This is a genomic window from Sporomusa sp. KB1, from assembly GCF_007830295.1.
Lineage (GTDB): Bacteria > Bacillota > Negativicutes > Sporomusales > Sporomusaceae > Sporomusa.
This window is the reverse complement of sequence record NZ_VLKC01000002.1, coordinates 5,129,652-5,155,772: the sequence shown is the minus strand read 5'-3', so window position 1 is coordinate 5,155,772 and position 26,121 is coordinate 5,129,652. Positions and strand designations below refer to the sequence as shown.

16 protein-coding genes and 1 tRNA gene are annotated in these 26,121 nt (G+C 50.3%); 9 read left to right on the top strand and 8 right to left on the bottom strand.

The genetic code is table 11. The annotated features are described in order from the left end of the window. Both istB and SALPA_RS27670 read left to right on the top strand, forming a co-directional pair. Positions 1-516 (top strand): IS21-like element helper ATPase IstB (gene istB / locus SALPA_RS27675; protein WP_186451259.1); only part of this gene is annotated, 516 nt, incomplete at its 5' end. Positions 517-571: 55 nt separating this feature from the next. Next, positions 572-3,121 carry a hypothetical protein gene (locus SALPA_RS27670; protein ID WP_145101577.1) on the top strand — a complete coding sequence of 850 codons (2,550 nt, stop codon included), beginning with the start codon at positions 572-574 and terminating at the stop codon, positions 3,119-3,121. An 89-nt stretch (positions 3,122-3,210) separates the two neighbouring features. Here the strand turns inward: SALPA_RS27670 and SALPA_RS27665 are convergent, their stop codons facing one another. Then, the gene (locus tag SALPA_RS27665; RefSeq protein WP_145088854.1) at positions 3,211-4,404 is read right to left on the bottom strand and encodes an IS256 family transposase; all 1,194 of its coding nucleotides are present in this window, start codon (positions 4,402-4,404) and stop codon (positions 3,211-3,213) included. 196 nt (positions 4,405-4,600) lie between these two features. Beyond that, positions 4,601-6,211: an IS1182 family transposase gene (locus tag SALPA_RS27660; protein WP_145101575.1), complete on the bottom strand. Its 1,611-nt coding sequence runs from the start codon at positions 6,209-6,211 to the stop codon at positions 4,601-4,603. A 302-nt stretch (positions 6,212-6,513) separates the two neighbouring features. On the opposite strand from SALPA_RS27660, the gene SALPA_RS29355 reads away from it, so the two are divergent. The 3 genes from SALPA_RS29355 (at position 6,514) to SALPA_RS27655 (ending at position 7,183) form a co-directional block, all read left to right on the top strand. Continuing rightward, a tRNA-Ser gene (locus SALPA_RS29355) sits at positions 6,514-6,593 on the top strand. A 153-nt stretch (positions 6,594-6,746) separates the two neighbouring features. Then, positions 6,747-6,896 carry a hypothetical protein gene (locus SALPA_RS29350; RefSeq protein ID WP_186451258.1) on the top strand — a complete coding sequence of 50 codons (150 nt, stop codon included), beginning with the start codon at positions 6,747-6,749 and terminating at the stop codon, positions 6,894-6,896. After that, positions 6,881-7,183 carry a hypothetical protein gene (locus SALPA_RS27655; RefSeq protein WP_145101574.1) on the top strand — a complete coding sequence of 101 codons (303 nt, stop codon included), beginning with the start codon at positions 6,881-6,883 and terminating at the stop codon, positions 7,181-7,183. The genes SALPA_RS29350 and SALPA_RS27655 overlap by 16 nt, the downstream gene beginning before the upstream one ends. A 511-nt stretch (positions 7,184-7,694) precedes the next feature. Here SALPA_RS27655 and SALPA_RS27650 read toward each other — a convergent pair. From SALPA_RS27650 to SALPA_RS27630, 4 genes are all read right to left on the bottom strand, one after another. Beyond that, positions 7,695-10,793 (bottom strand): efflux RND transporter permease subunit, encoded by a 3,099-nt coding sequence (locus SALPA_RS27650; RefSeq protein WP_145101572.1) that lies wholly within the window; start codon positions 10,791-10,793, stop codon positions 7,695-7,697. Next, positions 10,790-11,917, bottom strand: coding sequence for an efflux RND transporter periplasmic adaptor subunit (locus tag SALPA_RS27645; RefSeq protein ID WP_145101570.1), 1,128 nt, complete (start codon positions 11,915-11,917; stop codon positions 10,790-10,792). The genes SALPA_RS27650 and SALPA_RS27645 overlap by 4 nt, the downstream gene beginning before the upstream one ends. 424 nt (positions 11,918-12,341) lie before the next feature. Continuing rightward, positions 12,342-12,977 (bottom strand): TetR/AcrR family transcriptional regulator, encoded by a 636-nt coding sequence (locus SALPA_RS27635; protein ID WP_222428144.1) that lies wholly within the window; start codon positions 12,975-12,977, stop codon positions 12,342-12,344. 345 nt (positions 12,978-13,322) lie between these two features. After that, complete coding sequence (locus SALPA_RS27630) at positions 13,323-14,018, bottom strand: response regulator transcription factor (protein ID WP_145101566.1); 696 nt, start codon at positions 14,016-14,018, stop codon at positions 13,323-13,325. Positions 14,019-14,342: 324 nt separating this feature from the next. Here SALPA_RS27630 and SALPA_RS27625 point away from each other — a divergent pair, with 324 nt between their 5' ends. The 4 genes from SALPA_RS27625 to SALPA_RS27610 all read left to right on the top strand — a co-directional run bounded on the left by SALPA_RS27625 (position 14,343) and on the right by SALPA_RS27610 (position 23,353). Next, positions 14,343-16,370 (top strand): sensor histidine kinase, encoded by a 2,028-nt coding sequence (locus tag SALPA_RS27625; protein WP_145101564.1) that lies wholly within the window; start codon positions 14,343-14,345, stop codon positions 16,368-16,370. A 285-nt stretch (positions 16,371-16,655) separates the two neighbouring features. Then, on the top strand, positions 16,656-18,365 hold the full coding sequence (locus SALPA_RS27620) for a ShlB/FhaC/HecB family hemolysin secretion/activation protein (protein ID WP_186451257.1): 1,710 nt from the start codon (positions 16,656-16,658) through the stop codon (positions 18,363-18,365). Positions 18,366-18,377: 12 nt separating this feature from the next. Then, positions 18,378-22,958 (top strand): S-layer family protein, encoded by a 4,581-nt coding sequence (locus SALPA_RS27615; RefSeq protein WP_145101560.1) that lies wholly within the window; start codon positions 18,378-18,380, stop codon positions 22,956-22,958. A 95-nt stretch (positions 22,959-23,053) separates the two neighbouring features. After that, positions 23,054-23,353, top strand: coding sequence for a hypothetical protein (locus SALPA_RS27610; RefSeq protein WP_145101559.1), 300 nt, complete (start codon positions 23,054-23,056; stop codon positions 23,351-23,353). 117 nt (positions 23,354-23,470) lie between these two features. Here the strand turns inward: SALPA_RS27610 and SALPA_RS27605 are convergent, their stop codons facing one another. Beyond that, positions 23,471-24,616 carry a helix-turn-helix domain-containing protein gene (locus SALPA_RS27605; protein ID WP_222428143.1) on the bottom strand — a complete coding sequence of 382 codons (1,146 nt, stop codon included), beginning with the start codon at positions 24,614-24,616 and terminating at the stop codon, positions 23,471-23,473. Between the two features lie 185 nt (positions 24,617-24,801). Next, on the bottom strand, positions 24,802-26,118 hold the full coding sequence (locus SALPA_RS27600; RefSeq protein WP_186451256.1) for an APC family permease: 1,317 nt from the start codon (positions 26,116-26,118) through the stop codon (positions 24,802-24,804). Positions 26,119-26,121 lie beyond the last annotated feature (3 nt).

Below are 26,121 nucleotides of genomic sequence, written 5' to 3'. Positions count from 1 at the left end.
GATTGTCAATATATCCAGCAAAAAGAAGGCATTGTCTTTTGTGGCAACCCTGGTACTGGGAAAACGCATCTGGCAACTGCCCTCGGTCTAAAAGCCTGTGAAAAAGGACTGCGCGTGCGGTTTTACACTGCTGCGGGGCTAGTGAATGATTTGTTAGAAGCTCAGCAAAATCACACACTTTCTAAGTTGGAACAACAACTCACCAAACTCAATCTATTGATTTTGGATGAACTGTCGTATCTAACCTTCGCGCGTTCCAGCGCCGAGCTGCTATTTCAGATTCTATCCAGTCGTAATGAGCGTGGCAGTGTGATCATCACTACGAACCTGGAGTTTTCACGCTGGACGGAGATCTTCGGTGATCCTATGCTTACTGCTGCTATCGTGGACCGAATGACGCATCGTTCTCATATTGTCGATACTAACGGTCCCTCATACCGCCTCCGCCAGAGGATTGCGGCAATCGGACAGTTTGGAGGTGAGACTCCAGACAACAGCGGAGACCAAGAGGTCTAATATTTTTTATCGGGGTGGCTCACTTCTTGAGCATCAAAAGTGGCTCACTTTCTGAATGTCAAATGGCTCACTTTTCTATTGCTTTTCACACAAAGTTCTTTTTGATTTTTTAATGAAAGATACGGAATTACAATTAAACTCTCATATAGTTAGCACTAGTATTATGGATCGATTTGCTTATTATCTATCTAACAACCATGTATTTCTGGAAAGTGGTGTTACGCCTGAGACGATTGTATTTGATCCCCATTATTGGCATAGTTTTTTTCATGATAGTCTTTATAATAAATATAAGGATGATATTCACGAAATATTAGAAATAAAATACCCAAAAAGTTTTAGTAAAATCATTAGAATTAAAGAAAATGTATATGAGTTTTGGGAGCCAATATGGTTAAATAGTGGAAGAATTGTCAAGCAGGGCTCAGACCTGATTTGGCTCTTTTATCCTTCAGATCTTATTGAATGTACTCATGATGAAATAAAGAATTGCATTCATTTTCTTGGCCCGCTTTATTCGGATTATTTGAACCGTCTTTTTCCACAAATTGTTGAGCTATTACAGGAATATAATTACTTTAATGATGATGATTTTACTATCCAGCTTTTGCCTAGCTCGTTGGTCTTACGGCATGAAGACTATGCTTTACTGAGATATCATATACAATTTTTAAATGATGAAGAACCGATAATGATAATGACTAATATTAATGATGATAGTTTATATTCAGTAATATTATATGATTTTGATAGACTTCATAATAAATTTGGAGCACAAGATAATACGGGCGAACGATATTGTTTATATAAATTAGTCTATAGCTTTTTTCATTGTTTTGAAAATGATCTTGAGCTTATACGGATAAAGGCTCAGAGTTTCATCAAGGATAATATTCCAGTTCAAACTAAAGGTTATACGGTGGAATTACACCACATTGACAACCCGAATTTGAAGTACTATTATCCACCGCAAGAAATAACAGAGGCTGAGCGTTCAAAAGTCAGGAAGATGATTGCTGAACGATTATTCCTTAGGGGAGTTAAACCTGGAGAATACACAGATGTACAAGCGAAAAAAATACTCAATAGTCTTGTTATTTATTTAGAACAAGTTTTAGAGGAAGAGATTAAGAATTTTGATGAGAGTGTATTATATAAAACTTATGAGCAATGTGAACTTGTCGAAGGGTTGCGTGAAACAACCATTATTCTGCATGGAATGAATGCTAGTAAGTATACTGAATATGATGTTGTTGAAGAGCATTATGATAAAGCTAGCAAAATTTCTGAGTTAGCCACAATAACGAAACAACTTCTTGTTTATGTTCTAAAAACAAAAATTAACGGGAATACAATTATAACGACAAGTAAAATATGTCACTTAATGGCTATAGTGGACGCATTAAATCAAATGATAACAATTTCAGATTATATTCATTATCATCTTTCGCCATACACATTGATTTTGACAGAAAGCTATGAAATTAGTTATAAGGCTGAAACCGGAGTTATTGACCATCAAAATTACTATTGGATGGATAGCCAGATACACGTTGAAACTGCAAAGTCTATTTACGAGCATAGAAAAAACATCCGAATTAATGAGGATGTACATAAACTATTGCCTGAATATAAGGCAGGCTTTGACTTGGTTTTTTATAATGAATACGGTTTTAAATTTAGTAATTTAATAAATGTTTTATACTGTCTTGGGAGATCATCTGACCACGCCGATTACAGGTTCCTATCTGTTTGGACTATAACAGAGATAATTCAGGAAGTCAGAGAACATGTTTTTGATTGTCCATCTGAGGACGAAATTAGAAAAATTTTAGACTTTGTTAATTTAAGTTTTTCTAGCTATTCTGGAGATACAGTTGTTCATATAACAAAGTTACTTCGTCGGAAAGAACGCCCAAGTCTGTGCCCAATAATTAAACTAGATTCTTCTAGGTTTTTATTCGGTAATCAAATGTGTTTGACCGCTATGAGAGACTGGGCAGTTTATATAGAAGAAGCGGACTTTCCCTTTTATCTGGATGAGCAGAACCAAATCAATGTATTTCTTAAAGCGTTTCATCGTCAACAAGAGCTTGAGTTGGAAGATAGAACAGCTGAAGTGGCGCGCAAAATTGTTGGAGTAAAATTTGTTGAAGCAAGGATAAATAATTTTACGAGGTTATCATCCTCTTTTCCTAAAAAGCCTCCGTGTGGAGAGATTGATGCACTAGTAGTTCACAGCGATTCCAAAACGGTATATGTGCTGGATGCTAAAAATATAAAAAAGAAATTGCTACCTGCAGATATTGAGAGGGAGATGCGCAAATTTAAAGATCACGAGGAAATGCTGCTGAAAAAGAAAGCCTTTGTCGAAGAGCATTTGACGACAATTCTTCGGTATTTTAAGATAGACAATTCAAGTAACTGGAATGTACAGGCAGGGTTTGTCGTAAGTCAAAATTACCCATCTGCTCATGCATCCAATTTTATAGTCGATTTTATTCAAATTGATTATCTTAATGAATACTTGACAGCAAACATAAAAAAAAGGGCGTGTCGCAAAACGTTTTTTGAAAAACGCAGAGCGACACGCCTTTTTGGGTAATTTAGGAAGGAAACTCCTAGTAGGGAGAATGAAAAAAAGGTAGTGTCAAGAAAGTTTCGCAAAAAGGTTTGCAGTCCTAGGTAGTAAAATCAGTCATCACTAAAATCCGACTCAGGGTCGGTATTTTCTAGATGTTTCATATTCATATACTTTTTACTGCCCCACTGGGTTCCAGCAACGTGGCGAAGGCGGGCGCAGACCAGCATCAGAGCGGACTGCCCATCCGGGAAAGCACCCACGACCCTGGTTCGCCGCCTGATCTCCCGGTTGAGTCTCTCAATCACATTGTTAGTCCGGATTCTTGTCCAGTGCTCGCCGGGAAAGTCGGCATAAGCAAGCGTTTCCTCGATGCTTTCCTCGATTTTGGCCGCCGCTTCTTTGAGTTTCATGTCGCGCAAGCTTTTTGCTACCTGTGCCGCCTTTTCCCGGGCAGCGGACTTGCTTTCCTGCGCATGAATCGCTTTGAGCATTTTCGCAACCGTTTTGACCTTGGAGCGGGGAACAACTGAAAAGACATTGCGGTAAAAGTGAACAGTGCAGCGCTGGTATTTGGCCTGGGGGAAGACCTCATTTGCCGCTGCCAGCATCCCTTGGCATTTATCACCAATGATCAGTTGGACGCCTGTTAAACCGCGGCTTTTCAGCCATTTGAAGAATTCCAGCCAACTGACTTTGTCTTCTTTCATGCCTTCGGCCGCTCCCAGCACTTCACGGTAGCCGTCTTCGTTGACGGCAATCGCCACCAATACGCTCACATTCTCATATTCACCGCCCCAGTTGCGGCGTAAGTAAATGCCGTCGACGTAAACATAGGGATACTTACCACTTTGCAGCGGCCGACTGCGCCACTCTTCAATGTGGACATAGGCCTTCTTATTCAACTCACTGATGGTGGACGGCGATACCTTGCTGCCCCACAGAGCCTCGGTGATGTCTTCCACTCGCCGGACGGATACGCCAGCTAGATACATTTCGATGAGCGCTTCTTCTACGGAACTTTCCCGCCGGCGATAGCGTTCGATAATGGCGGTTTCAAAAGGAATGCCCTTGAGCTTGGGAACTTTCAGCGTGACATCGCCGGAGGTAGTAGTCAACCGCCTGTCGTAGTGACCGGAGCGGTAACCTTGACGGGTTTCAGTACGCTCATATCGGGCCGCCTGGGTTAGGTCTTTGGCTTCCTGATCCAGCAAGTTATTGAGCGTTTCCTCCACGCTGCTACGCACCAGTTCCTTCAGTTCTACCTTGATGATTTCTTCATTCAACTGTATAATTTCTTTGGACATGTTTGCTCTTCCCCTTTCGGTAAATGGTGTGTGGTGACTTCATTTTACCGGGGAACTGCAAACTTGTCCTCTTTTTTAGCCGTATTTCAATTTGCGAAACTTATTGTACCTTATCGAAAAAAAGAAGCCGCAGTCGGTTTATGTGCACAACAAAACAGAGGAAGCCTCTTCCTCTAAAAAAATCTGTATATAGTTGTCAGGCCGCTTTGGGAATATGTAAATAGGTTCCACAGCGGCCGCTTTGGATTTTGTTATGGAGTTTGTTTAGGTTATACCCCATACATAGCAGCAACAACTCGGTCTGGACCTTGCCTTTGCCCCTCAGCAGAAACCGTCGGAAGNCCATGTCCTGTTTAAGTACACCGANCGCTCCCTCTACCTGGATGGAGCGGTTTATGCGCAAGAGGACACCTTCCTCACTTTGAATGCGCGCCTGCATTTCCTGCCTCTGCCTGAGAAAGGTTTTGGATACGTACAGGTTCTTGCTCCGTTCTTCGAGCGGCGTCTTGCTCTTGCCTTTAATGCATTGGGCCTTATACGGACAGCCGGCACACTCGGTGCAGGCGTAGACCGTTGTCACAATGGGATAACCCGCCTTTGACTTGGTTTTTTTTTCATACGCCGCCTTGATGGGGTGGCCCCTGTGGCAGCGGTAACTATCGCTTTTCGCATCATAGGGCATATTCTCACGCTTGCCGATGTCACTTTGGTATTTGCGGGTTTTGGCTTTATCGTGATTCGACGGCTTAATAAATGCTATTTGTCCGTTTTCTTCGCACCAGGTGTAGTTTTCTTCACTCTCGAACCCCGCGTCCGCTACAGGCTTGGTATATCCCAGTCCTTTGAGCGTCTTCAGCATCGGGATGAATGTTTGGCTGTCGCTTCGTTCCTGACTGATCATGGCAGATACGATATATTCTGCATCTACCGCCAGTGTCGCGTTGTATCCCGGTTTAAGCTGCCCGTTTTTCATATGGTCTTCCTTCATCCGCAGGAAGGTGGCGTCTCTGTCCGTCTTGGAAAAGCTGTTGCGTTCCCCGAAGCTGTGGTTGTAGTCGTTGTACTTCTTCTGCCGGGCAAGATATTCGTCTACCGTTTCTATCGCCCGCTGCAGTGGCGCCTTACGCTGTCCCTTGCCGTGGACAAAGACGATGCCGCGTTCGGCTTGCAGCGCTTTGAGCCGTTTGCGCAGCTTTTTCAGGTCTTTGGCCTTGATCGTCTGACCGACAGGAAAGCGCAGACCGAACTCTGCCGCCAGCACCGGGAGCTGAGCTTTCATTTTTTCCTGCAGCTTCTCCTCGTTCTTTTGCGTCGATTTCTTCCAGACAAAGCTGTAGCGGTTGGCATTGGCCTCCAGCTTGGTTCCGTCGATGAAGGCGCTTGACAGTGACAGTTCGCCCGCATCGGCCAGCAGTAGCACAAGCTGGGTAAACAGGTCGTCTACAACCTCTGCCAACCGCTCGCTGCGAAACCGGGCAATCGTGGCGTGGTCCGGTGCTTTTTCCCGGCCCAGCAGGTACATGAAATTGACGTCTCGCCGGCAGGATTGTTCCAGTTTGCGGCTGGAATAAATGCCATTCATGTATCCATATACGAGAATTTTAAACAGACGTTTCGGTGACTTCTCGATTCTCCCCAGGCGGGAGTACGCGGCATACAATCTTCTGTAATCCATCCTTTCCATGACCGCGTTGAGTAATCGCACCGAATCATCTGCCGGGATCATTTCTCCGATGTCCATGGGGATAACCAGTTGATATACATTCCCGTTTGTTGTATAATCTGGTTGTAATTTCTTTGTTTTCACAAACTTGATTTTACAACAAAAGACGGCTCCCGGCTACATACCGGGGCCGTCTTTTGTTTTTTTAGGCCTGCTTTAGTGCAACAGCCCCTTGGCAGAGCCAAATATACAGAAAGTACAGTGGATACGGACACAGATTAGTTAAGCGAAGCAAAGTATCAGATGAATCTTACTTGTAGTGATGAATTTGAAAATTGATCATATAGTCCCAATGTTCAGTGGGGTTCGACAACAATTTTACAACAACTACGATAAAAAGTTCTGTGACGCTCCGTGATGAAAATTCAACAGTGACAAATATCCATGGCGTTTTGAAACGTAATATGGAGTCAAACCTTGACTACGAATCAAAAGGTCGCAGGTTCGAATCCTGCCGGGGTCGCCATAGATATTTCAAGGGTTTTACGATACTTTCGTAAAGCCTTTTTTGTCGTTTTTATAGCAATTTGACAACAACGCGGCCGAATTGCTTTTTGTAATTTTTCATTGTGTGGTGTTTCATGGTCGGTTGGGGCAGCTGGAAAGGAAGAGGTGAGCCATGAGGCGATTTTTTCTGGCCGCCGGAAATCCTGTGGGTGTAGATATTGATAAGCATTTGCGTGGTACTGTGGCCCAGACGGTACTGGGCGTCTTTGATGCTGACGCGTTGGCCGATAGGCGGCTGGCGTGGTCATGTCGGAGTTTATGAAAGGTGACATTGACGTCGGCTGGTTTGGCCAGGCGTTGAAAACGTTTGGACCAGCTGCGCTGGTCCTGGAGTTTATCGAAGGGGTCGGGAAATACCAGGTCATTGTCTTCCCAGGGCAAGCCTGCGGCCTTATTGGCAGCAATGGCTGCCATTTGGTGCGCCTGGTGCTGCTTGATCTGCAAAATCGTGATTTCCGGCAGCGGCAGCACGCGCGCTGGCGGGCGATAGTTTTGGTGTCGTCGAGCATGAGCCCATTGTCGGTGATGATGACGGCCCCTGAATGCTGACGCTGTCGGTGGTGAAATTCACTTCCCGCAGCATATGAGAGTAGTAACAGCAAGAAAATCCATTTAACGAAGGGCCTTAATGGAAATTTTCGATTCCCAGTGACAAGCGGGCATCCACCAATTATACCGAGTGGATAATTGGTGGATGTATAACTTTTCATTGCTGAGATAAAATTTGATAGGGTTATCTATTTACCCAAGAAATTCGGGTCATTTAAAAAAAGATTTCAGAATATCCTTCGTGCATCTTAATGGAATGTTCTGCACCTTCAGAAATGTAATATCTGTCTCCCTTTTAGGCTCCTTACCCGGCGGATCTTTTGAGGCTGTATGTATAAGTAAGGACAGAACTATTAAAAAGACTATGCAGATCAACAAGATTAGGGCGAATAAACAGATTAGGCTTATCACAAAGATTGTGATAAGGATATCCTGGCACCACAGCCACAGAGCTGGCATAGCTTTCACGTCCTTTTTCATTTTTCCAAGCTGAGGAGAAAAGCGTCATAATTTATAGATTTACTATGGGAGCGGCTGGTTTTTCCAGTGGATGCTGTGGTGATGGCTGGCCGGGCTCAGCTTTATACCAGGCGGCATACATGACCGGTAGTACGATCAAGGTCAGCACAGTAGCTCCCAATAGTCCGCCGGCAATGGCGACGGCCATCGGTCCCCAAAAGATACTGGATACCAGGGGGAGCATGCCTAAAATAGCGGCGGCAGCTGTCAGCATGATGGGACGGAAGCGGGTGACAGTGGCATTCATAATCGCATCCCATAAAGGATCGCCAGCTTTTATGTGCTGCTCAATCTGATCAATGAGGATAACGGAGTTGCGCATGATGATACCGGCCAAGGCCAGTAAGCCTAATTGCACAACAAAACCAATCGCCTTACCTGTGATTAGCAAGGCTAAACTGGCACCAATGACGCCTAACGGAGCAGTTAGCAGGGTCAGAATCATCTTGGGGATATTCTGCAATTGGAACATCAACAGAGTAACAATAATAAGAAGCATAACAGGTAACGGTTGCAGCAGCCAGCGAGTTGCTTTTTCGCTTAATTCGGTTGTGCCGCCAATTTCAATAGTGTAACCGGGAGGTAGGGAAGCTTGCAGTTCCTTTAAACTGTCATAGGCTTCATAGGTTGCATCGTTACCGGTAATTTCGTGGGTAATATTGGCTTGTACGGTAATGGTCGGTTTTAAATCCCGCCGCCAGATACCGCCGTCTTCCGCGTCATAGCTGATCTTGGCAATTTGGTCCAGGGGAATGTATTTGCCATTGCCGGTATATATGGTTAGGTTTTTAATTTGCTCAAGATCGTTGCGGTCCTGGACTGCAATCCGGAACATAATTCCGACCGTTTTGTCTTTTTCACGAAACTCAGATACTTTTGTTCCTGACAGCAGGGCTTCCAGACTTGAGGCCAATGATTGGCTGTTCAAGCCCAGCATTCTTGCCTTATCCTGGTCGATAGTCAAATGCATGACTTTGGTTTTTTCCGTCCACTCCAGATTGACATCATGCAAATGGGGATTGGCCGCGAGTATTTCCTGCGCTTGCTGGGAAATGGCGCGAACTTTATCATGGTTGTAGCCGCTGACCCGGAGCATGACGGGGTAGGGATCGGATGGGCCGGTAGTGACTACCTTGACGTTGCCGCGTACATTAGGAAATTGTGTGGATAGAAGTTTTTCCACCTTTTCCCGTAGTTGCTCGCGGGCTTTCAGATCTTTACCGACAAAGACAAATTCGGCAAAATTTGTGTCGGCGTCAGGTGGAAACGCGGTAAGCACAAACCGAGGCGCTGCTTGCCCGGTATAATAAGTAAAATTGGCTATATTGTCATCTTGGGCAAACTCTGCAGCAAAACGTCTGGCTTCTTCTTCTGTTGCTGTTAACGAAGAACCCGCTGGCAAGCGTAGCTCCACCAGCAATTCGGGACGGGTGGATGGCGGGAAAAATTCCTGCTTGATAGCAGTCATCAGAACCACGGAGCCGATAAACAGGATGGCGGTAATTCCCAGAACCAAGCGACGGTGCATTAAGCACCAATGCAGCACCTGTTTAAATTTCCGGTAAAATTTTGTATCGTATATATCATGACCAGGCATAGCCGGGGCGACTTTTACCAGTTGGTAGCCAAACAATGGTGTAATCATGCCAGCTACTACCCAGGACAGTAGCAGGGCAATGGTTACTACCGAAAAGATGCTGCCTACATATTCGGAAGCGCTGCCCTTGGAAAACCCGACTGGGACAAAGCCGGCACAGGTGATAAGTGCGCCGGTCAGCCTGGGAGTAGCGGTAGAGGTGTAGGCGTAGCAGGCGGCGTCAAAACGGCTCCAGCCCTGCTCTAGCTTAACAATCATCATTTCGATGGCAATGATCGCATCGTCCACCAAAAGACCCAGGGCGATAATCAAAGCGCCGAGAGAAATTTTGTGCAGGTCAATACCAAATACTTTCATGAAAATGAAGGTGCCTAAAATGACAAGCGGAATACAAAAGGCGACAACCATTCCAGAACGCATCCCTAAACTTAAAAAGCTGACAATCAGTACAATGACTACCGCTTCTGCCAGTGATTTTACGAATTCGTTAATGGATTCCTTCACAACATTTGGCTGGTTGGAAACGGTATTTAGCTCCAGACCCAGCGGCAGGCCTTTTTTGATTTGCGCTGCTGTCTTGTCTAAGTTTTCGCCAAGGGTGAGTATATTGCCGCCATTTTCCATCGACAGAGCAATGCCGATTGCCGGCTGGCCGTTGTAAAACAGTTTTGGTTCTGCTGGATCAATATAGCTGCGTTCGATTTTAGCAATGTCTCCAAGCCTAAAGGTATGTCCGTTGGACCGTATCGGCAAGTTTTTCAGATCGTCCATATTTTCAAAGATACCGGAAATACGCACATAAACATTGTCGAATGCGGTTTCTATCATTCCGGAAGCATTCATGGCATTTTGCGCCTGGACAGCGCTGGTGATATCTGAAGGGGCAAGTCCCAGTTGTGATAATTTGGTGTTTTCTATTTCAATAAATATTTTTTCGGATTGGACACCGACTAAATCCGCCTTGCGTACATTGGGTACACCAAGGAAAATACGGCGGATGTTCTCTGCTTTTTCCCGTAAATCTTCGTAACTGTAGCCGTCTCCGGTCAGGGCGTAAATGCAGCCGAATACATCGTCAAAGCGGTCATTGAAATACGGTCCCTGGACACCTGCGGGCAAATTGGGTTTAATGTCATTGACCATATTGCGCACCTCCAGCCAAGTGGGCCTAAGCTGAGCACTAGTAACGACATCATATTTCAAATTGACGTAAATGGTCGCCTTTCCTGGACGAGAATAGCTACGTAAGAAATCCAGCCCGGGAGTATCCTGCAGCTTTTTTTCAATCTTGTCAGTGACTTGATCTTCGACTTGGCGAGCGGTGGCTCCGGGCCAATCGACAGTAACAACCATTTGGCGAATTGAAAAATCGGGATCTTCCATGCGGCCAACATTTTGGTAGCAAAAAATTCCTCCTATGATCAACAGGGCAATAAAGAAATAAACAATTTGTTTGTGGTGCAGTGCCCATTCCGTTAAATTAAACTGTTTCATGGAGTTTCCCCCTCCACTAGTTTTACGGTCTGTCCCTCTCGCAGTTTATGTACACCTGCAGTTACGATTATATCGCCGGGATTCAGGCCGGCGATAATCTGGATTTGCCCATTGCCGAAACGGCCAATTTGTACCGGGCGCAAAGTGGCCGTATAATTATTGATGACCCAGACGCAAGGTGTGGTATTGGTCTGATAAATCGCCGCAAGAGGAACCATGGCCGTGACCTGATTACTGGAAACGGGCAGGCTGACACTGGCCGTCATTCCCAGTTTGACCTGGGGAGGTGGATTGATTAGACTGATGCGAGCTTTGTAAGTGCGTGTTATCGTATCCGCCATAGGAGCGATTTCTCTGAGCTTGCCAGTTACCGTTACCTGGGGAAGAGCCCAGAAAGTAATCATAAACTGGTTGGCATTGCGGATTTCTTCCACTCGGTTTTCCGGTACGTTAATTTCGATTTCCCGCTCTCCGTTTTGAACGATGGTTATGACGGTCTGACCGGCGCTGACTACTTGACCGGCTTCAGCGGTGATAGAGGAGATTACGCCGTCTTTGTCGGCGTAGAGCAGGCTATAATCCAGTTGGTTGGCACCCTGCACATGTTGAGAAGTTGCTTGGCGCAAGGCTGCCTGGGCGACCTCATAGGCATTTTCATATTGATCCAACTGTGCTTGGCTAATCGCGTTTTGTGCATATAATTGCCGATAGCGGCGCAGGTTGCTTTCCGCCAAGTTAAGCTGGGATTCGGCGGCGGAGACTTGTGCGGATGTACTGTTGACCGTTTGCTGAAGGTCACGCGGATCAATTTGCATAAGAACATTGCCAGCTTTCACCGTGCTGCCAAGTTCCACATTGCGTTTGTTGATTTTTCCGGTTACCTGGAAAGCCAACTGGCTTTCATAACGGCCGCGCACTTCCCCGGAATAAAGGTAGTTTTGCGGGGCATTGGCAGCGCCTATCACCGCGGTTCGCACCAGCGGAATATCTTCCACAACAGCTGGGGGCTGGCTGTGAAGTTTCCAGAACCCGAAGCCGATGATGCACAATCCTGCGATTGCTGCAGTCAAGCTGTAATAAAATCTCTTTCCGGATAGTTTTGTAATTGAATATAATGGCGGCATAGTATTCACTCCTTGATATGATTTGATAGGGGGATGAGCAAAGTGGAAGGCTTTTCGTACATACATACATGAACCCATTGTCCTTGGCGGAAAAACTCAACTCTACCCAATTGTCTGCCTTCCCAAATCCAGGACTGACTGATGTCATTCAATAGAGTTGTAATTTCCTCGTGTGATAAAGAGGGAGACGCTTCAACGGGAATATTGTCAATGAGAAAATGGCGCATGGTGGTTTGCACGTTACACCTCTCAGTTAAAAAATATTTGAACTGTTCAATTAATGAGTATGAAAAATCACCCAAACAGCTTGATTGGATGGTATGAAGAAGGTTTAAAGAATAGTGGCAATTATTTTTTGAACAATTCAATTAAAGGGCAAAATTTATCCATACCGTAGTAAACGGTTGGATAATCATGTGCTGTGTCAGGCAGTAACTAAAGATAAATGCAAGGTATTCTCAGGCACTCCCAGTGCTTTTTCAATAAGAGAGTTAGCCATTTGCAGGTGGGAGGTCATTTCTTCATCTGGAATTTTTTCACACAGCGTGTCGGCCAAACATAGCATGATGGACATGATGAACGTTAGCGCAACCGGAAGATGAGTAATAGCAAAATATTGCTTGCGGACCCCTTCCTCGATAATCCTTAACAATGAAGGCTTCAGCAAGAGGGCTGCCTGTTGAAAGATTTTATTCTTTATATGCAGATGTTTTTCGTCATGGAGAAAATCAAGAAAAAGACCGTCTTTATAGTGGGCTGTCCGGAAAAAGGTATGTACGACGAATTCAATTTTACGGGGCGGAAGCATATCGGCAGACGATGACATAGTGCTGATATCAGCCAAAAAATGGGCGATTTGCCGGTTGATAAGGGCTTCAAGGATTTCTTCTTTGGATTTAAAGTAATAATAGAGCAGTCCCTGCGCGCCGCCTAGCGCTTTGGCAATGTCCCGGATGGTTGTTTTCCGGTAGCCGTTAGCGGCAAACAGTGGTTCGGCTATATCCAGGATTTCATCCATTTTAATCTTTGCGTCTTGTGGCGGCCTAGCTAAAAGAATCACCTCCGTTAATTGAACAATTCAAATTATATTTCGTATAGATGATATTGTCAAGGAGATTTTCCTTTATATTACATGCTAGTATCATGAAACACCCGCTCCGCATTCCTGCGGGCGGCGCTGCAGCCGCTGGCGCGTCTTCCGCCTGCCGTCCTCGGGCTGCTCCGCTCAGTGCCAACCAATACCCCTACGACGGCGCTCTATGTCCGATCGTCCGCTCCTTGCGGTGTTTCGCCTCGCTGCACTCTCCTCATACGCTCCCAGCCGGACCGCCCGCAACACCACCGGCCAACCCAGCCGGGCGTTCCGCAGCAGCAGCTCTCTTCTTGGGTTTACAAGGCACTAGGCTTACAACTGATTATTAAATTTATACCCTTTGCCCCAAACAGTGAGGATATACTCCCGCTTGCCTTCATTTTGCTCCAGCTTTTTGCGCAGGCGGTTGATATGCACTGCCACCGTCCGGGTATCAATGCATTTTTCGCCCCAGATCAGCGAAAACAGCTGCTCACTGGTAAACGGCCAACCGGGATTGCGGGCCAGGCGTACCAGCACCTGAAATTCCAGCTGCGTTAGGTCCAGCGCTCTGCCGCCCAGCCAGGCCAGCGACTCTGCCAGGTCAATTTTTAGCCCCGGGAACTCCAGCACTTGCTTGCGGGTTACGGACGTATCCGGCAGGCCGCTGCGCCGTAAGGCTGCGTTCACGCGGGCTAATAGTTCGGCCAGGCTGAACGGTTTGGTTATGTAGTCGTCACCGCCGGCGTCCAGACCGCGGATTTTATCCTGCTCTTCCCCCAGACAGCTGAGGAATAAGATCGGGATATCGGTTTCCTGGCGCAGCACCTGGCAGATATCGACGCCGTCCCGCCCCGGCAACTGCACATCAAGAATCAAGAGAGACGGCTCCACCTCCCGCGCCATACGGAGCGCCTCGTTGCCGTCAAACGCCTGCTGGCAGTCAAAGCCGTTTTTGCTTAAATATACCGCTATGATTTCACTGATATCTTTATCATCTTCAATAATGAGAATTTTTTGCTCTGTCATAACAAGCCACCTCGCTTCTACTAGTTCGCGTTTACAACGCTTACTCCTGCCGAACGGCAGCACGGCCGCGTCCGGAGCAGCTATGGGCCCCAAAACGCATGGTTACTGGCCTGATACCTGTTTGGGCTAAACCGCCGGCTAAAAAGTTTAAACTTTGTTTAACTTTTTGCGGCAGGGCGGGTTTGTCTCCTAGCAGCCAGTGCCTGAGCTTCCCTGACGAGGAAATCCCGCTAAACAGGAGAATTAGGTGATTGTAGCGAAAACACCAGTAGGGTAAAAAGGACTTATTTGGATGATGAATGGTGCGAGAGAAGGTGCGTTCGGATGATGAGTAAAGATCACAAACGGCAGCTGCTAGCAAGCCTGCTAGCGATACTTTTTTTTCTAGGGACCGCCGGTTTGCCGGTTGCTGGCTATGGCCAACTGACGATGGGGGCGGGCGGTTATCCTACTGTTATCCTGGACGACTCCTGGAAGATCAAGCAGGCAGACAGCCCGGAATTTAGCAGTCCTCTGTATAACGATGCCGACTGGCAGGCCATCCAGGTGCCAGCCAATACGCAGGAACTGTTCCCCGGTCAGACCGGGTATCTTTGGTACCGTAAATGGATCTATATAGAACCCGGTAAAACTCTGTATGACTTGGGAATTCAGCTTGGGAAAATCGCCTCCGCTGATGAAGTCTATGTGAATGGTTACCAGGTTGGCAGCAGTGGTTCAGGGCGAGCAGACGAGCTAGATAATAACAAGATCCGTATTTATCAAATCCCGGCTGCCATTTTAGCGGCAGACGGTCGTAATTTGGTGGCTATTCGAGTTAACCGCTATTATTCCAATATTGGTGGACTTTACAGCGAGCCGGTTGCCATCGGCGAATACAGCCAACTTATCAATCAACTGATCCGCGCGGAAAGCGTTAATTTCGTGTTTAGCAGTGTATTCCTGCTGCTGGGCACGGCTTTATTATTTTTTTTCGCGATACGTCGGCAGCAAAAGGAACTCCTTTTTTTCAGCCTTGGTGTCATTAGTCTAAGTGTCTATATCTTTTACGGCTCCCAGTGGCGATATCATCTTGGCTTGGAAACAACATACGACACGCGTCTGTATTATGTAGCCGCAATTACCGTTGCGCCGGTTTTCGCCCGGTTTGCCTATGTGTATTTAGAGGGCCAGCAAAAAAGAGACAAAGCTGTTATTGAAACCATGTTTGGCTATTATACCAGAGGGATGCTACTGTATGCCGTTGTAACGGACGGTTTGCTGCTGCTCTATGACAATGCAATCTTTTGGTATTACTTCACAACGTTTGTTAGTCCGTATCTGGGCATGCTCCTTTGTGGTATCGCCAGCCTGTATTCGCTTTATCAGTTCACTGTCGTTTCCTGGGACAGAAAACTGTTAGTGTTTATGTTTGGCGTTGCTTTTGCCAGCGGGATGGTGGAAACGGTAGAATATGAAAGTTACATTCCAGGTAACTTTGTCATGTGGGGCGTGATGGCCCTGGTATTAATCAGTACTATGGTTATGGCCAATCGCTTTTTTCGGCTGCAGGACAAGGTAAAGGTATATTCCACCGGTCTGGAAAAACTGGTCGATATCAGAACCCACCAGCTCAAAGTCATGGAAGAATCGCGCCGCCGTTTGCTGGCCAACATCTCCCATGACCTGAGAACACCGGTAAGCTCGGTGCTGGGGCACGCCGAGCTTCTTCTGGAGGAGGTCGTCGAATCGCCTGACCAGCAGCGGGCGTACATCAAACGGATTCATGACAAGATGCTCGGTTTCAACCGCCTCATTCAGGACTTGTTCGAACTGGCCAAAATCGAATCCCAGCAGGAACGCTTCCGCCTGGCGCCAGTTGTGGCGGCGTCCCTGGTCGAAAATATCTATCAAAAATATCTCTACGATGTCCAAAATGCCGGTATTACCTTTGAAAACAATAGCCGCATCCCGCCGGCTGTCAGGATAATGGCCGATGAAGACCGGCTGGACCAGGTGTTTGCCAATCTCATCAGCAATTCCCTGCGCTACACCTCGCCAGGCGGCAGCATTGCCATCGGCTGCTGCCTGGCCGATACGCTGCCTGCCAATTTGTCTGGTGCTGGCAGCGGCCAGTTTATCTGCTTTACAGTGGCCGATGACGGCATTGGCATCGAGCCAGAGCAGGCTTCGCGCATCTTTGAACGTTTTTGCCGTGGCAAGGAAACCGCCAGGGACAACCCCTCCGAACATAGCGGCCTGGGTCTGGCCATTGCCAAAGAAATTATCCTCGCCCATAGCGGCCGGATTTGGGTGGACACTACCGTAAGCCGCGGCTGCACCATCCACTTTCTCTTGCCGGCTATCGAGTGAAACAGCAAAGGAAGATCTCGCAAGGAGAGGTCTTCCTTTGCTGTTTGCTGCTTGCACCTTTACCACTACTTTGTCGGACTTGGCACACAGCCTAGTCCTTTTTTTGCGCCCGGGCCTGTCTCCGCCCATTGGCTGGCTGAAGAAAGTTTAAACTTTGTTTAAAATTTTGTACTGAAGTTATTGTTATAATTTTCTATATAGCCAACAGCAATGTTACATTGTAAGCTGAAAAACGCTCTGTGTAATGCAATATGGCAGCAAAAAAACAGATGGAAGGATGAATTTATGAAAAACGTAAGTTACCGAACTAACAAAAAACTCGTTTTCCTCTTAACGGCAGCGAGTCTTTTGACCACATATCCTGCTTTGGCCGCGCCGTCCAATACGTCCTATAGCGGCACTGCCTTAGAAGGCGTCAAGCCGCCGACGGTTCAAGCGCCGGCACAAAAGGGGCCAAGCATCACCGTCGAAGAACGTGAACCGGTAGTCAGCGCCGACGGTCAGCAGAAGATTCCGGTCAAGGGTTTTCGTATTAGCGGCGAATCCCCGTTGCCGGAAAGCGAACTGTTACCTCTCATCCAAAAGGAAGCCGGCCAGGAAATCACCTTAAACGGTCTTAATGAGTTGGCCGTCCGCTTAACCAAGCACCTGCGCCAGCAAGGCTATCTTGTCGCCTTTGCCTACATACCGGCTCAGACGATAAAAGACGGCAATGTTGAAATCGCCGTCGTTCCCGGCAAATACGGTCAGGTGAAAATCAGCGGTGACGGCCATATCGACCAGGAGCAGTTGAAAGCTATGCTGTTTTGTACCAAGCCCGGCATGCTTATCACCCGCGCTCCGCTGGAGCGGGCCCTGCTCTTAATCAATGATTTATCCGGCGTTACTGTTAAGGCTACTCTATCGCCAGGCCAAGAAGCCGGCACCGCCGATCTCATCCTCGAAACCGGCGACACAGATAAAACCAGCGGCGCAGTTTATGCCGATAACTGGGGCAATCGCTACACCGGCCGGACCCGTTACGGTACCCAAATCACCTTCAACAACTTCAGCGATCATTACGGCGACGCGCTAACTATCGGCGGCCTCACGACTAGCGACGGCATCAACAACTACAACTTCGGCTACAGCGCACCTCTCGGCTATGACGGTGCCAAAGCCGAAGTGAAATACTCCCACGTCGGCTATACCCTGGGCGAAGAATACGCCGACCTCGGGGCCACCGGTCGGGCAGCCGTTACCAGCTACGCCATAAGCTACCCCTTCATTCGCAGCCGGTCATTCAGCCTCTACGGCACCGTCGGCTATGACGTCAAGCACCTCAAAGACAATATAGCCGACTACGGCAGCTATTCACCGCGCAGCAGCAAACTTTGGAACCTGGGCCTGTCCGGCAGCTTTGCCGATATCTGGTTGGGCGGCGGCAATAACGCCTTCAGCCTCACCCACTACCGGGGCAACCTCGACATCAACGACGCTTCGGCGCAGGCAAACGATGTCTCCACCGCCCGGACCAGCGGCGACTTTAATAAAACCGTACTTACTTATCAACGCCAGCAATATGTGGCCCAAAACCTCAACTTCTACTTGAGCTTTACCGGCCAGTTGGCCGACAAGAACCTCGACTCTTCCGAAAAACTGTACCTTGGCGGTGCGGACGGCGTACGGTCCTATCCGCAGGGAGAAGCCTCCGGCGACCAAGGCTATAAGCTGACAGGAGAGTTCAGATGGCGGCTGCCGGGCCTGTCCGGCGGCCCCAACAACCTCTACCTGAACACCTTCTGCGATTACGGCAACGTCATGGTAAACAAGCATCCCTACAGCACGGACGACAACCGGCGCAGCCTGATGGCGGCAGGTCTGGGACTCTTATGGACAAGGGACCGGGACTTCGTCATCCGTATGGACTACGCTTGGAAGCTTGATAATGAACAAGCGACGGCGGATGCTGACAAGAGCGGCCGTTTCTGGCTGCAGGGTGTGAAATATTTCTAGGGAGGAATCAATATGCAACGAAAATGGAAACGGCGCTGGCAGCGCCTGACCAAAGCTATACTGCCGCCGGTAGCAGCGGGGCTGCTGTTCGTATCGGCCTACAGCCCGGCTCTGGCCAATCCCGCCGGCGGCACGGTGGTGAGCGGCAGCGCGGCCATAGCAAGCAGCGGCTCAACTATGACAGTTAACCAAACGACCAATAAAGCCGTTATTAACTGGCAAAGCTTTTCCATCGACAAAGGCGAGACGGTGAACTTCATTCAACCAAACGCCAGCTCGGTAGCCTTAAACCGAGTCGTCGGCAGTGATGCGTCAAACATCTACGGCAGCCTGAACGCTAACGGCAAAGTCTACCTTATTAACCCCAACGGCGTACTCTTTGCTCCAGGCTCGTCGGTCAACGTCGGCGGCCTGGTGGCTTCCACTTTGAATATCAGCGACAGCGATTTTCTAAACGGCAACTATACCTGGCAAACCGACGGCAGCGCCGGCAGTGTGGTCAACCAGGGCACGATAACCGCGACTAATGAAGCGGTGCTCATCGGTTCCAAAGCAGCCAATGAAGGCGTCATTGCTGCCAAAGTAACCGGTTTGGCGGCAGGCAGCAAGGTCAGCCTCGACTTTAGCGGCGACAGTCTCTTAAGCGTCACTGTCGACACTGGCGCGCTGAACGGCAGCGCTACGAATAACGGCACCATCACCGCCAGCGGCGGTTTGGTGCTCATGAGCGCCGGTACTAAGGACACGCTCCTCAATACCGTTGTCAACAATAGCGGCGTTATCCGGGCGCAAAGCGTGAACAACGTAAACGGCGTCATCCGCTTGGAGGGCAATACGGTAACCAATAGCGGCACTCTGGATGCTTCCGGCAAAGCAGCAGGCCAGACCGGCGGCACGGTCAAGCTGCTGGGCGACACCGTCACTCTTAAAACCGGCTCAACCATCGACGTATCCGGCGACGCCGCTGGCGGCATCACGCTCATCGGTGGGGCGTACCAGGGCGGCAGCAGCGAATACGCTGCCACCAATACGACGGTACAAACTGGCGCTACCATCAACGCCGATGCCATAACCAGCGGCAACGGCGGCACCGTTGTAGTGTGGGCTAACGATACAACCAATTTTGCCGGTACTATTACTGCCAAAGGCGGCAGTGTATCCGGCAATGGCGGCAGTGTGGAGACCTCGGGTAAAAGGACACTGGTGTATCAGGGCCATACCGATACGACAGCGGTCAACGGCCAGACCGGCAGCCTGCTTCTGGACCCGGGAGAATATACCATCAGTACCGGAGCTACCGGCGGCAATGTTAAGAATGTCGACGAGTTGGTTACTGAACTTGGTTCCAATAACATTACCCTGGCCACCGACGGCATAGGGACAGGAGACATCACCGTCAGCGCCCCGATGAGCTGGGACAGCAGCAATACCTTGACGCTGTCGGCTCAAAACAACATCTACCTCAACTCCGCTATTACCGCGACAAATGGCGGCCTGACGCTGGCGGCCAACATCTTCGGCAGCGGCGACGGCACAACAACCGGCATCATCACGCCGGCGGCTGGCAGCAGTATCAGCGTCGGCACGTTTACCCTGCAAAGCGGCACCTGGCGGGAAATCAGCAGCAGCCTGTCGAGCTTCTACGCCAAAGACTTTCGCATCAGCGGCGGCACCTTTATCCGAGCCCTTGGCGGCAACGGCACCAGTGCCGGCACCGCTTATCAGATCGCCGACGTATACGGCCTGCAGGGCATCGGCTCAGCCGGCATGCTGGGCAACTATTACACGCTGGCCAATACCATCGACGCCAGTGGCACGGTAACCTGGAACAGCGGCGCGGGTTTCGCGCCCATCGGCAACTACAGCACACGTTTCACCGGCAGCTTTGACGGCGGCGGCCATACCATTACGGGCCTGACCGTCTACCGGCCGTCTACCGATTTCGTCGGCCTGTTCGGCTATACCAGCAGTACGGCGATCATCAGCAGCGTGGGGCTGATCGGCGGCAGCGTGACCGGCAACAACTATACCGGCGGATTGGTGGGGGATAACTACGGCGGCAGTATCACGAACAGCTACAGCACGGGCGCAGTGAAGGGCAGTAGCTTCATCGGCGGGCTGGTGGGGGTAAACGACGGCACTATCAAAAACAGCTACAGTACGGGCGCGGTGATCGGCAGCGGTAACTATGTCGGCGGGCTGGTGGGGGATAACTACGGCGGCAGTATCACGAACAGCTACAGTACGGGCGAGGTGACCGGCAGCGGTAACTATGTCGGCGGGCTGGTGGGACGTTCCTCTGGCAGCAGCAGCAGTATCACGAACAGCTACAGCACGAGCACGGTGACCGGTAACAACTATGTCGGCGGACTGTCGGGTGGTAACACAGGCAGTATCAAAAACAGTTACAGCACGGGCGCAGTGAAGGGCAGTAGCTTCATCGGCGGGCTGGTGGGGATGAACGACTACGGCACTATCAAAAACAGCTACAGTACGGGCGCGGTGATCGGCACCGCCTACGTTGGCGGTCTGGTGGGGCATAACAGTGCCACCATTACCGCTTCCTATTATGCCACCACCGATGAAACCGGAGCTGCCATCAATTCCGGTAGCGGCTACAGTAGCTACGGCACCGGCAAAACGCTGGAGGAGCTTACAGACCCTGCCACTTTCAGCGACTGGGGCAACGACATCTCCGCCACCGGCGGCAGCAGCGCCGTCTGGCGCATTTACGCCGGCTGCACTACCCCGCTGCTCCGGAACTTTTTGACGCCGCTGACCGTCACGGTGGCCGGCAGCAGCACGACCTATGACGGCAGCGCCTACACCGGCGCAACGGCCAGCTATTCGGTGACGCCTGACAGTGCCTTACTCTTAGGAACTTTGTCCTATACCTATACCGATCAGGCCACCAACACCGCTGGCGAGGCGAAAAACGCCGGCACCTATATCGTTTCCGGCACCGGCTTGTATTCTTCACAGCAGGGCTATGATATTACCTATGTCAACGGCACGCTGACGATTGCCAAGCAAGCCATCACCTACAGCGTGGCTGACGCCGCTAGTACCTATGGAACACTGGCCGCACCGACGGTGACACTGACTGGTCTGGTCAGCGGCGACGCTGGCGCCGTAACCGGCACAGTGGCACTAACCGACAACAGCAATAATGCGGTAACCCTGGCGTATAACACAGCAGCCGGAAGCTACACCGAATCGGTAAGCGGCCTGACCGGCACGGCAGCCGGCAACTATGAATTGTCTGCCAGCGGCAACACGAACGGCACGCTGACGATTGCCAAAAAAACCATTACATACAGCGTGGCTGACGCGTCTGGTACCTACGGAACCCTGACCACTACCGGAGCGGTGACACTGAGTGGCCTGGTCAGCGGCGACGAAAATGTGGTATCAGGCACGGTGGCACTAACTAACAGCAGTAACCAGGCAGTGACGCTGGTGTATAACACGGCGGTAGGAGGCTATACCGAGTCGGTAAGCGGTCTGACCGGCACAGCGTCCGGCAACTATGTGCTGGCCGGCTCCGGCAACACGACAGGAACGCTGACGATCAATTCCAAAACCATCACCTACAACGTGGCTAACGCCACTGGCACTTATGGTACCATGGCCTCCACCGGCGCGGTGACACTGACTGGCCTGGTCAGCGGCGACGAAAATGCGGTATCAGGCACGGTGGCACTAACTAACAGCAGTAATCAGGCGGTGACGCTGGTGTATAACACGGCGGTAGGAGGCTATACCGAGTCGGTGAATGCCCTGACCGGCACAGCATCCGGCAACTATGTGCTGGCCGGCTCCGGCAACACGACAGGAACGCTGACGATCAATCCCAAAACCATCACCTACAACGTGGCTAACGCCACTGGCACCTACGGCACCCTGGCTTCTACCGGTACTGTGACACTAAATGGCCTGGTCAGCGGCGACGAAAGCAAGGTAACCAGTACGGCAGGGCTGACTAACAGCAGCAACCAGGCAGTGACGCTGGCCTATAACACGGCAGCCGGAACCTACACCGAATCGGTAAGCGGCCTGAGCGGCACAGCAGCCGGCAACTATGAAATTTCTACCAGCGGCAACACGACCGGCACGCTGACGATTGCCCGGGCGGACCTGACAATCACGGCGTCAAATCAGTCGAAAACCTACGGGAAGAGCCTGGATCTCGGGACGACCGCCTTCGGTGTCAACGGCCTGGTAACGGGCGACAGCGTAACCAGCGTCGTTCTGACCAGCAGCGGCGCCGACGCCACCGCCAAGGCCGGTAAATACACCATTACCGCCGGCGGCGCCAGCGGCAGCGGCCTTGGCAATTACAACATTATCTACGCCGATGGCGTATTGACGGTACAATCGTTCACTAATCCTGCCTATGACGGCGCGGTCAGTTACGCCGATCATATGGCTAACGGCCTTCACGGCCCGCTCAAGCCATACGGCCAGCCGTATGGCCTGGGAGGAGCCAGCGGCTACCAGGCCGGCGCCTCCGGCAGCGCGGCGCCGCTGACCATTGTTGGCACAGGCATTAATACCGGCGGCTATCTGCTGATGAGCGATACGGCGCAGTAGGAACAACGTATCCGGCACCGGAACCGCAAGGGGAATCTGTGCCGGACGCAGTATTACAGAGTAAGCAGGTAAAATAAAACAACAGGAGGCAACCCATGAACCAGGAAATCTTCGCCGACGGCATCAGTGCCGTCCACGTGACCGGCAATCTTGTCCGTATCGACTTGATGACGGTGCAGCCTCATCTCAAAAGCGACAACGGCCAGCCGGTCGTTGATATCAGCAAGCGGATTATTATGCCGCTCGATGGCTTTGTTCAGTCTTTTTCCGTTCAGGAAAACATCATTAAGCAGCTCATCAAGGCCGGCGTGCTGAAACAAAATCCGCCGGAAGCTGCAGGTGTTGTCAGGCTGGCGGAGAAAAGGGTAGACAAAGAGCCCGAACAACAGGGATAGTTCGCCAAGTGACAGAAAAGAGGAAATTAAAAGCCAGCGTCTTTAGGCGCTGGTCGGTAACTGCCCCTTATAGGGGAGAGAAAACCACCCGTTCCCGTGGGACAGGTGGTTTTGATTTTATTTGATGAACCAATATTCGAGGTCGCTGGCTGCCTTGTTCTGAAAGTCGCGGAACAGGTTTTCCAGCAGTTTCTTCGTATGCTCCGGGTTGCCGTTCTCACCGATTCTTATAATCATATAGGTACTGCCGGACTCTCCCCGGCCAGTTTCGCCGCCAGGTTCGTCTAAAGCACCGTCTTGGTTCAGGCAGTTTAGGAGATCGGTTTTGGACCCGATGTTTTTCAGCGTAATCGGTGTGATGCTGACCTTATATTCAGTAGTGTCGTCCCCCAGGTTTTGCCAATGATGGATTTTGTCCGCCACTTTGCCGTCAACCGCTGTGGCTGCCCGGATATCCTTACCGATTTCCGGCTGATAGATTTTGCGGTACTCGGAGGGCTTTAGCAGAAACCATTTTTTGAAAGTCCGGTTGAAATACTTGATATCGGAGAAGCCGCACCGTTCGGAGATCATGGTGATGCCGCAGTCGGTCTCCAGCAGCAGACGTTCCGCCCGGAACACCCGGATATAGCCCAGGATATCCTGAAAGCTGGCGGCACCTACATCTCTGAACAGATGAGAGATGTAAGACTTGGAATAGAACTTACGGCGGGAGATGTCTTGCAGGAGGTTTTTGTCATGGTAGTTTTCATAGATATGTTGGATGATGGTGTAATATATCGCCAACTTGTCGGCGCTGATGTCCCAACTGCGATTGTAATACCGTTCCAGGGAATATTCCCCGACCAGTGCCTGCATGAGGCTGGCGGTCATGTCCGCCGCCGTTTCGCCTGCCTTGTCCCCTCCCCGCAGCAGGCTGTCCATCAGTTTGAGCAGCAGCCGGCGGAGCTGGCCGGTCTGGCCTTTATATTTGGCAAGATCAAAGGATTCGCAGGCAAAGATGACGTAATCAATGTGGGGAAACGAGGCGCGGTAGGATTTGAGACTGATATGAAAGATCGCGACCATATTATCATCTGCGTTCTGCCGCCAGATTTTATGCGAGTCTTCCCGGTTGACGACGACGTAATCGCCTTCGCTCAGGGTAAAGTGTTCAAAGCTTATTTTTACCTGTACCGTGCCTTGGAGGACAAAAATGATTTCAATCGCGTCCTCGTGACAGTGCAGGGGATATTCGTCGATGTGGCAGACATTCAGGACCACTGGTGATGTATCGTCAAAAGAAATGCTTTCCGTATATATTTCACACACCTCACAATCTGCGCGGCTGCCTGTCGGTGTGGTCCGGGGCGGCCGGCAGGTACAATGTACAATATAAGCTGTAACAGGTACAACGTTTTTGTTATTTTGCCTGTCACGTTTCTTCTTGGTTGTCTGTTAGCTCCGGTTTATTTCAGTTTCAGGCCGGGCGGCGGTCTGCGGAAGCCACGGGTGATGACTGCCAGATAGAACGCGCCCAGTCCGAGCCACAGCAGGCCCAGCAGTTTCGCCTGTGCTGGCAGATGAAACAGAAAGTACAGGCACAGGCTGGCGCCAAGGAGCGGGACGAACAGATACTCAATGGCAGCTGCGAGGGAGCGCCGCTTTTCCCTGAGATAAAAGTGAAAAATGACGGCGATATTGACCATACTAAAGCCGGCCAGGGCGCCGAAGCTGATGAGAGCCATGACGTCCAGGAGGCTGTCGCTATAGAGGATGGCTGTCAGCGACAGGCCAGATGCGAGCAAAATGGCACAGACCGGGGTTTGAAAGCGGGGATGGACATAGGCGAAAATCTTTTTGGGCAGGGCGCCGTCCCGGCCCATGCTGAAGAGGAGGCGGGCCACTGCGGCCTGGGCCGCTATGGCGCAGGTCAGGCTGGCCAGATTGCCGATCCAGAAATACAGCGGCTGCATGTAGTTGGCCCGAAGTTTCAACGCGACTTCAAAAAAGCCGGTATTGGGGTCGGCGATTTCCTGCCAGCCGGAGGGCCAGGCGATTTGGCACAGATAGGAGATCAGGATGAAAAAGCCGCCGGCTAAGAGGCAAACTAACAGCAGGGCGCGCCCCACGCTGGTTTCCGGCTGCAGGGTTTCTTCCGCCAGGGTGGTCACCGCATCAAAGCCGAGAAAGGCGAGGGTCAGGGTTCCCACCGACAGGAGAAAGGCGTCCGCGTGAAATTCCGACGGATTGTAGACGGCCTCCCAGGAAAAGAAGGTTCCCGCCCCGCCGCCGGCCAGGATGAGCCTGACCACTACGAAGAGGAACAACAAGGAGAAGCCGGCCTGGAGCAGGACGGTCCAGGTATTGACGGTAATCGTCGGTTCAATGCCCCGGATGTTGATCAGGCCGACGATGGCAATGCTGAGGAGTATCCAGGCCCATACCGGCAATGCCGGACATTCCCTGTTCAGAAACAGCCCCAGCAGCAGGATGCAGATCATGGGCAGCAGGAGGTAGTCTAAGAGCAGCATCCAGCCTGTAATAAAGCCGATGTGGGGGTTGACGGCGCGCTGCACATAGGTATAGGCGGAACCGGCAACCGGGAACACGGATACCAGCTTGACGTAGCTGAGGGCGGTAAGCAGGATGACCACCATGGCTGTGATGTACGACAGGGTGGTCATGCCATGGGTCAGGCCGGTCATGACGCCGAACTGGGTGAACACGCCGATGGGAGCCAGGTAGGAAAGGCCGAACCACACGAGCTGCCGTACGGTGAGCACCCG

Excerpts from the sequence above, each read along its gene's own strand:
- SALPA_RS27655 (WP_145101574.1), top strand. The coding sequence starts at position 6,881 with ATGTCGGAGTTTATGAAAGGTGACATTGACGTCGGCTGGTTTGGCCAG.
- SALPA_RS27625 (WP_145101564.1), top strand. The coding sequence starts at position 14,343 with ATGATGAGTAAAGATCACAAACGGCAGCTGCTAGCAAGCCTGCTAGCG.
- SALPA_RS27620 (WP_186451257.1), top strand. The coding sequence starts at position 16,656 with ATGAAAAACGTAAGTTACCGAACTAACAAAAAACTCGTTTTCCTCTTA.
- SALPA_RS29350 (WP_186451258.1), top strand. The coding sequence starts at position 6,747 with ATGAGGCGATTTTTTCTGGCCGCCGGAAATCCTGTGGGTGTAGATATT.
- SALPA_RS27665 (WP_145088854.1), bottom strand. The coding sequence starts at position 4,404 with ATGTCCAAAGAAATTATACAGTTGAATGAAGAAATCATCAAGGTAGAA.
- SALPA_RS27645 (WP_145101570.1), bottom strand. The coding sequence starts at position 11,917 with ATGCCGCCATTATATTCAATTACAAAACTATCCGGAAAGAGATTTTAT.
- SALPA_RS27610 (WP_145101559.1), top strand. The coding sequence starts at position 23,054 with ATGAACCAGGAAATCTTCGCCGACGGCATCAGTGCCGTCCACGTGACC.
- SALPA_RS27650 (WP_145101572.1), bottom strand. The coding sequence starts at position 10,793 with ATGAAACAGTTTAATTTAACGGAATGGGCACTGCACCACAAACAAATT.
- SALPA_RS27630 (WP_145101566.1), bottom strand. The coding sequence starts at position 14,018 with ATGACAGAGCAAAAAATTCTCATTATTGAAGATGATAAAGATATCAGT.
- SALPA_RS27615 (WP_145101560.1), top strand. The coding sequence starts at position 18,378 with ATGCAACGAAAATGGAAACGGCGCTGGCAGCGCCTGACCAAAGCTATA.
- SALPA_RS27670 (WP_145101577.1), top strand. The coding sequence starts at position 572 with ATGTCAAATGGCTCACTTTTCTATTGCTTTTCACACAAAGTTCTTTTT.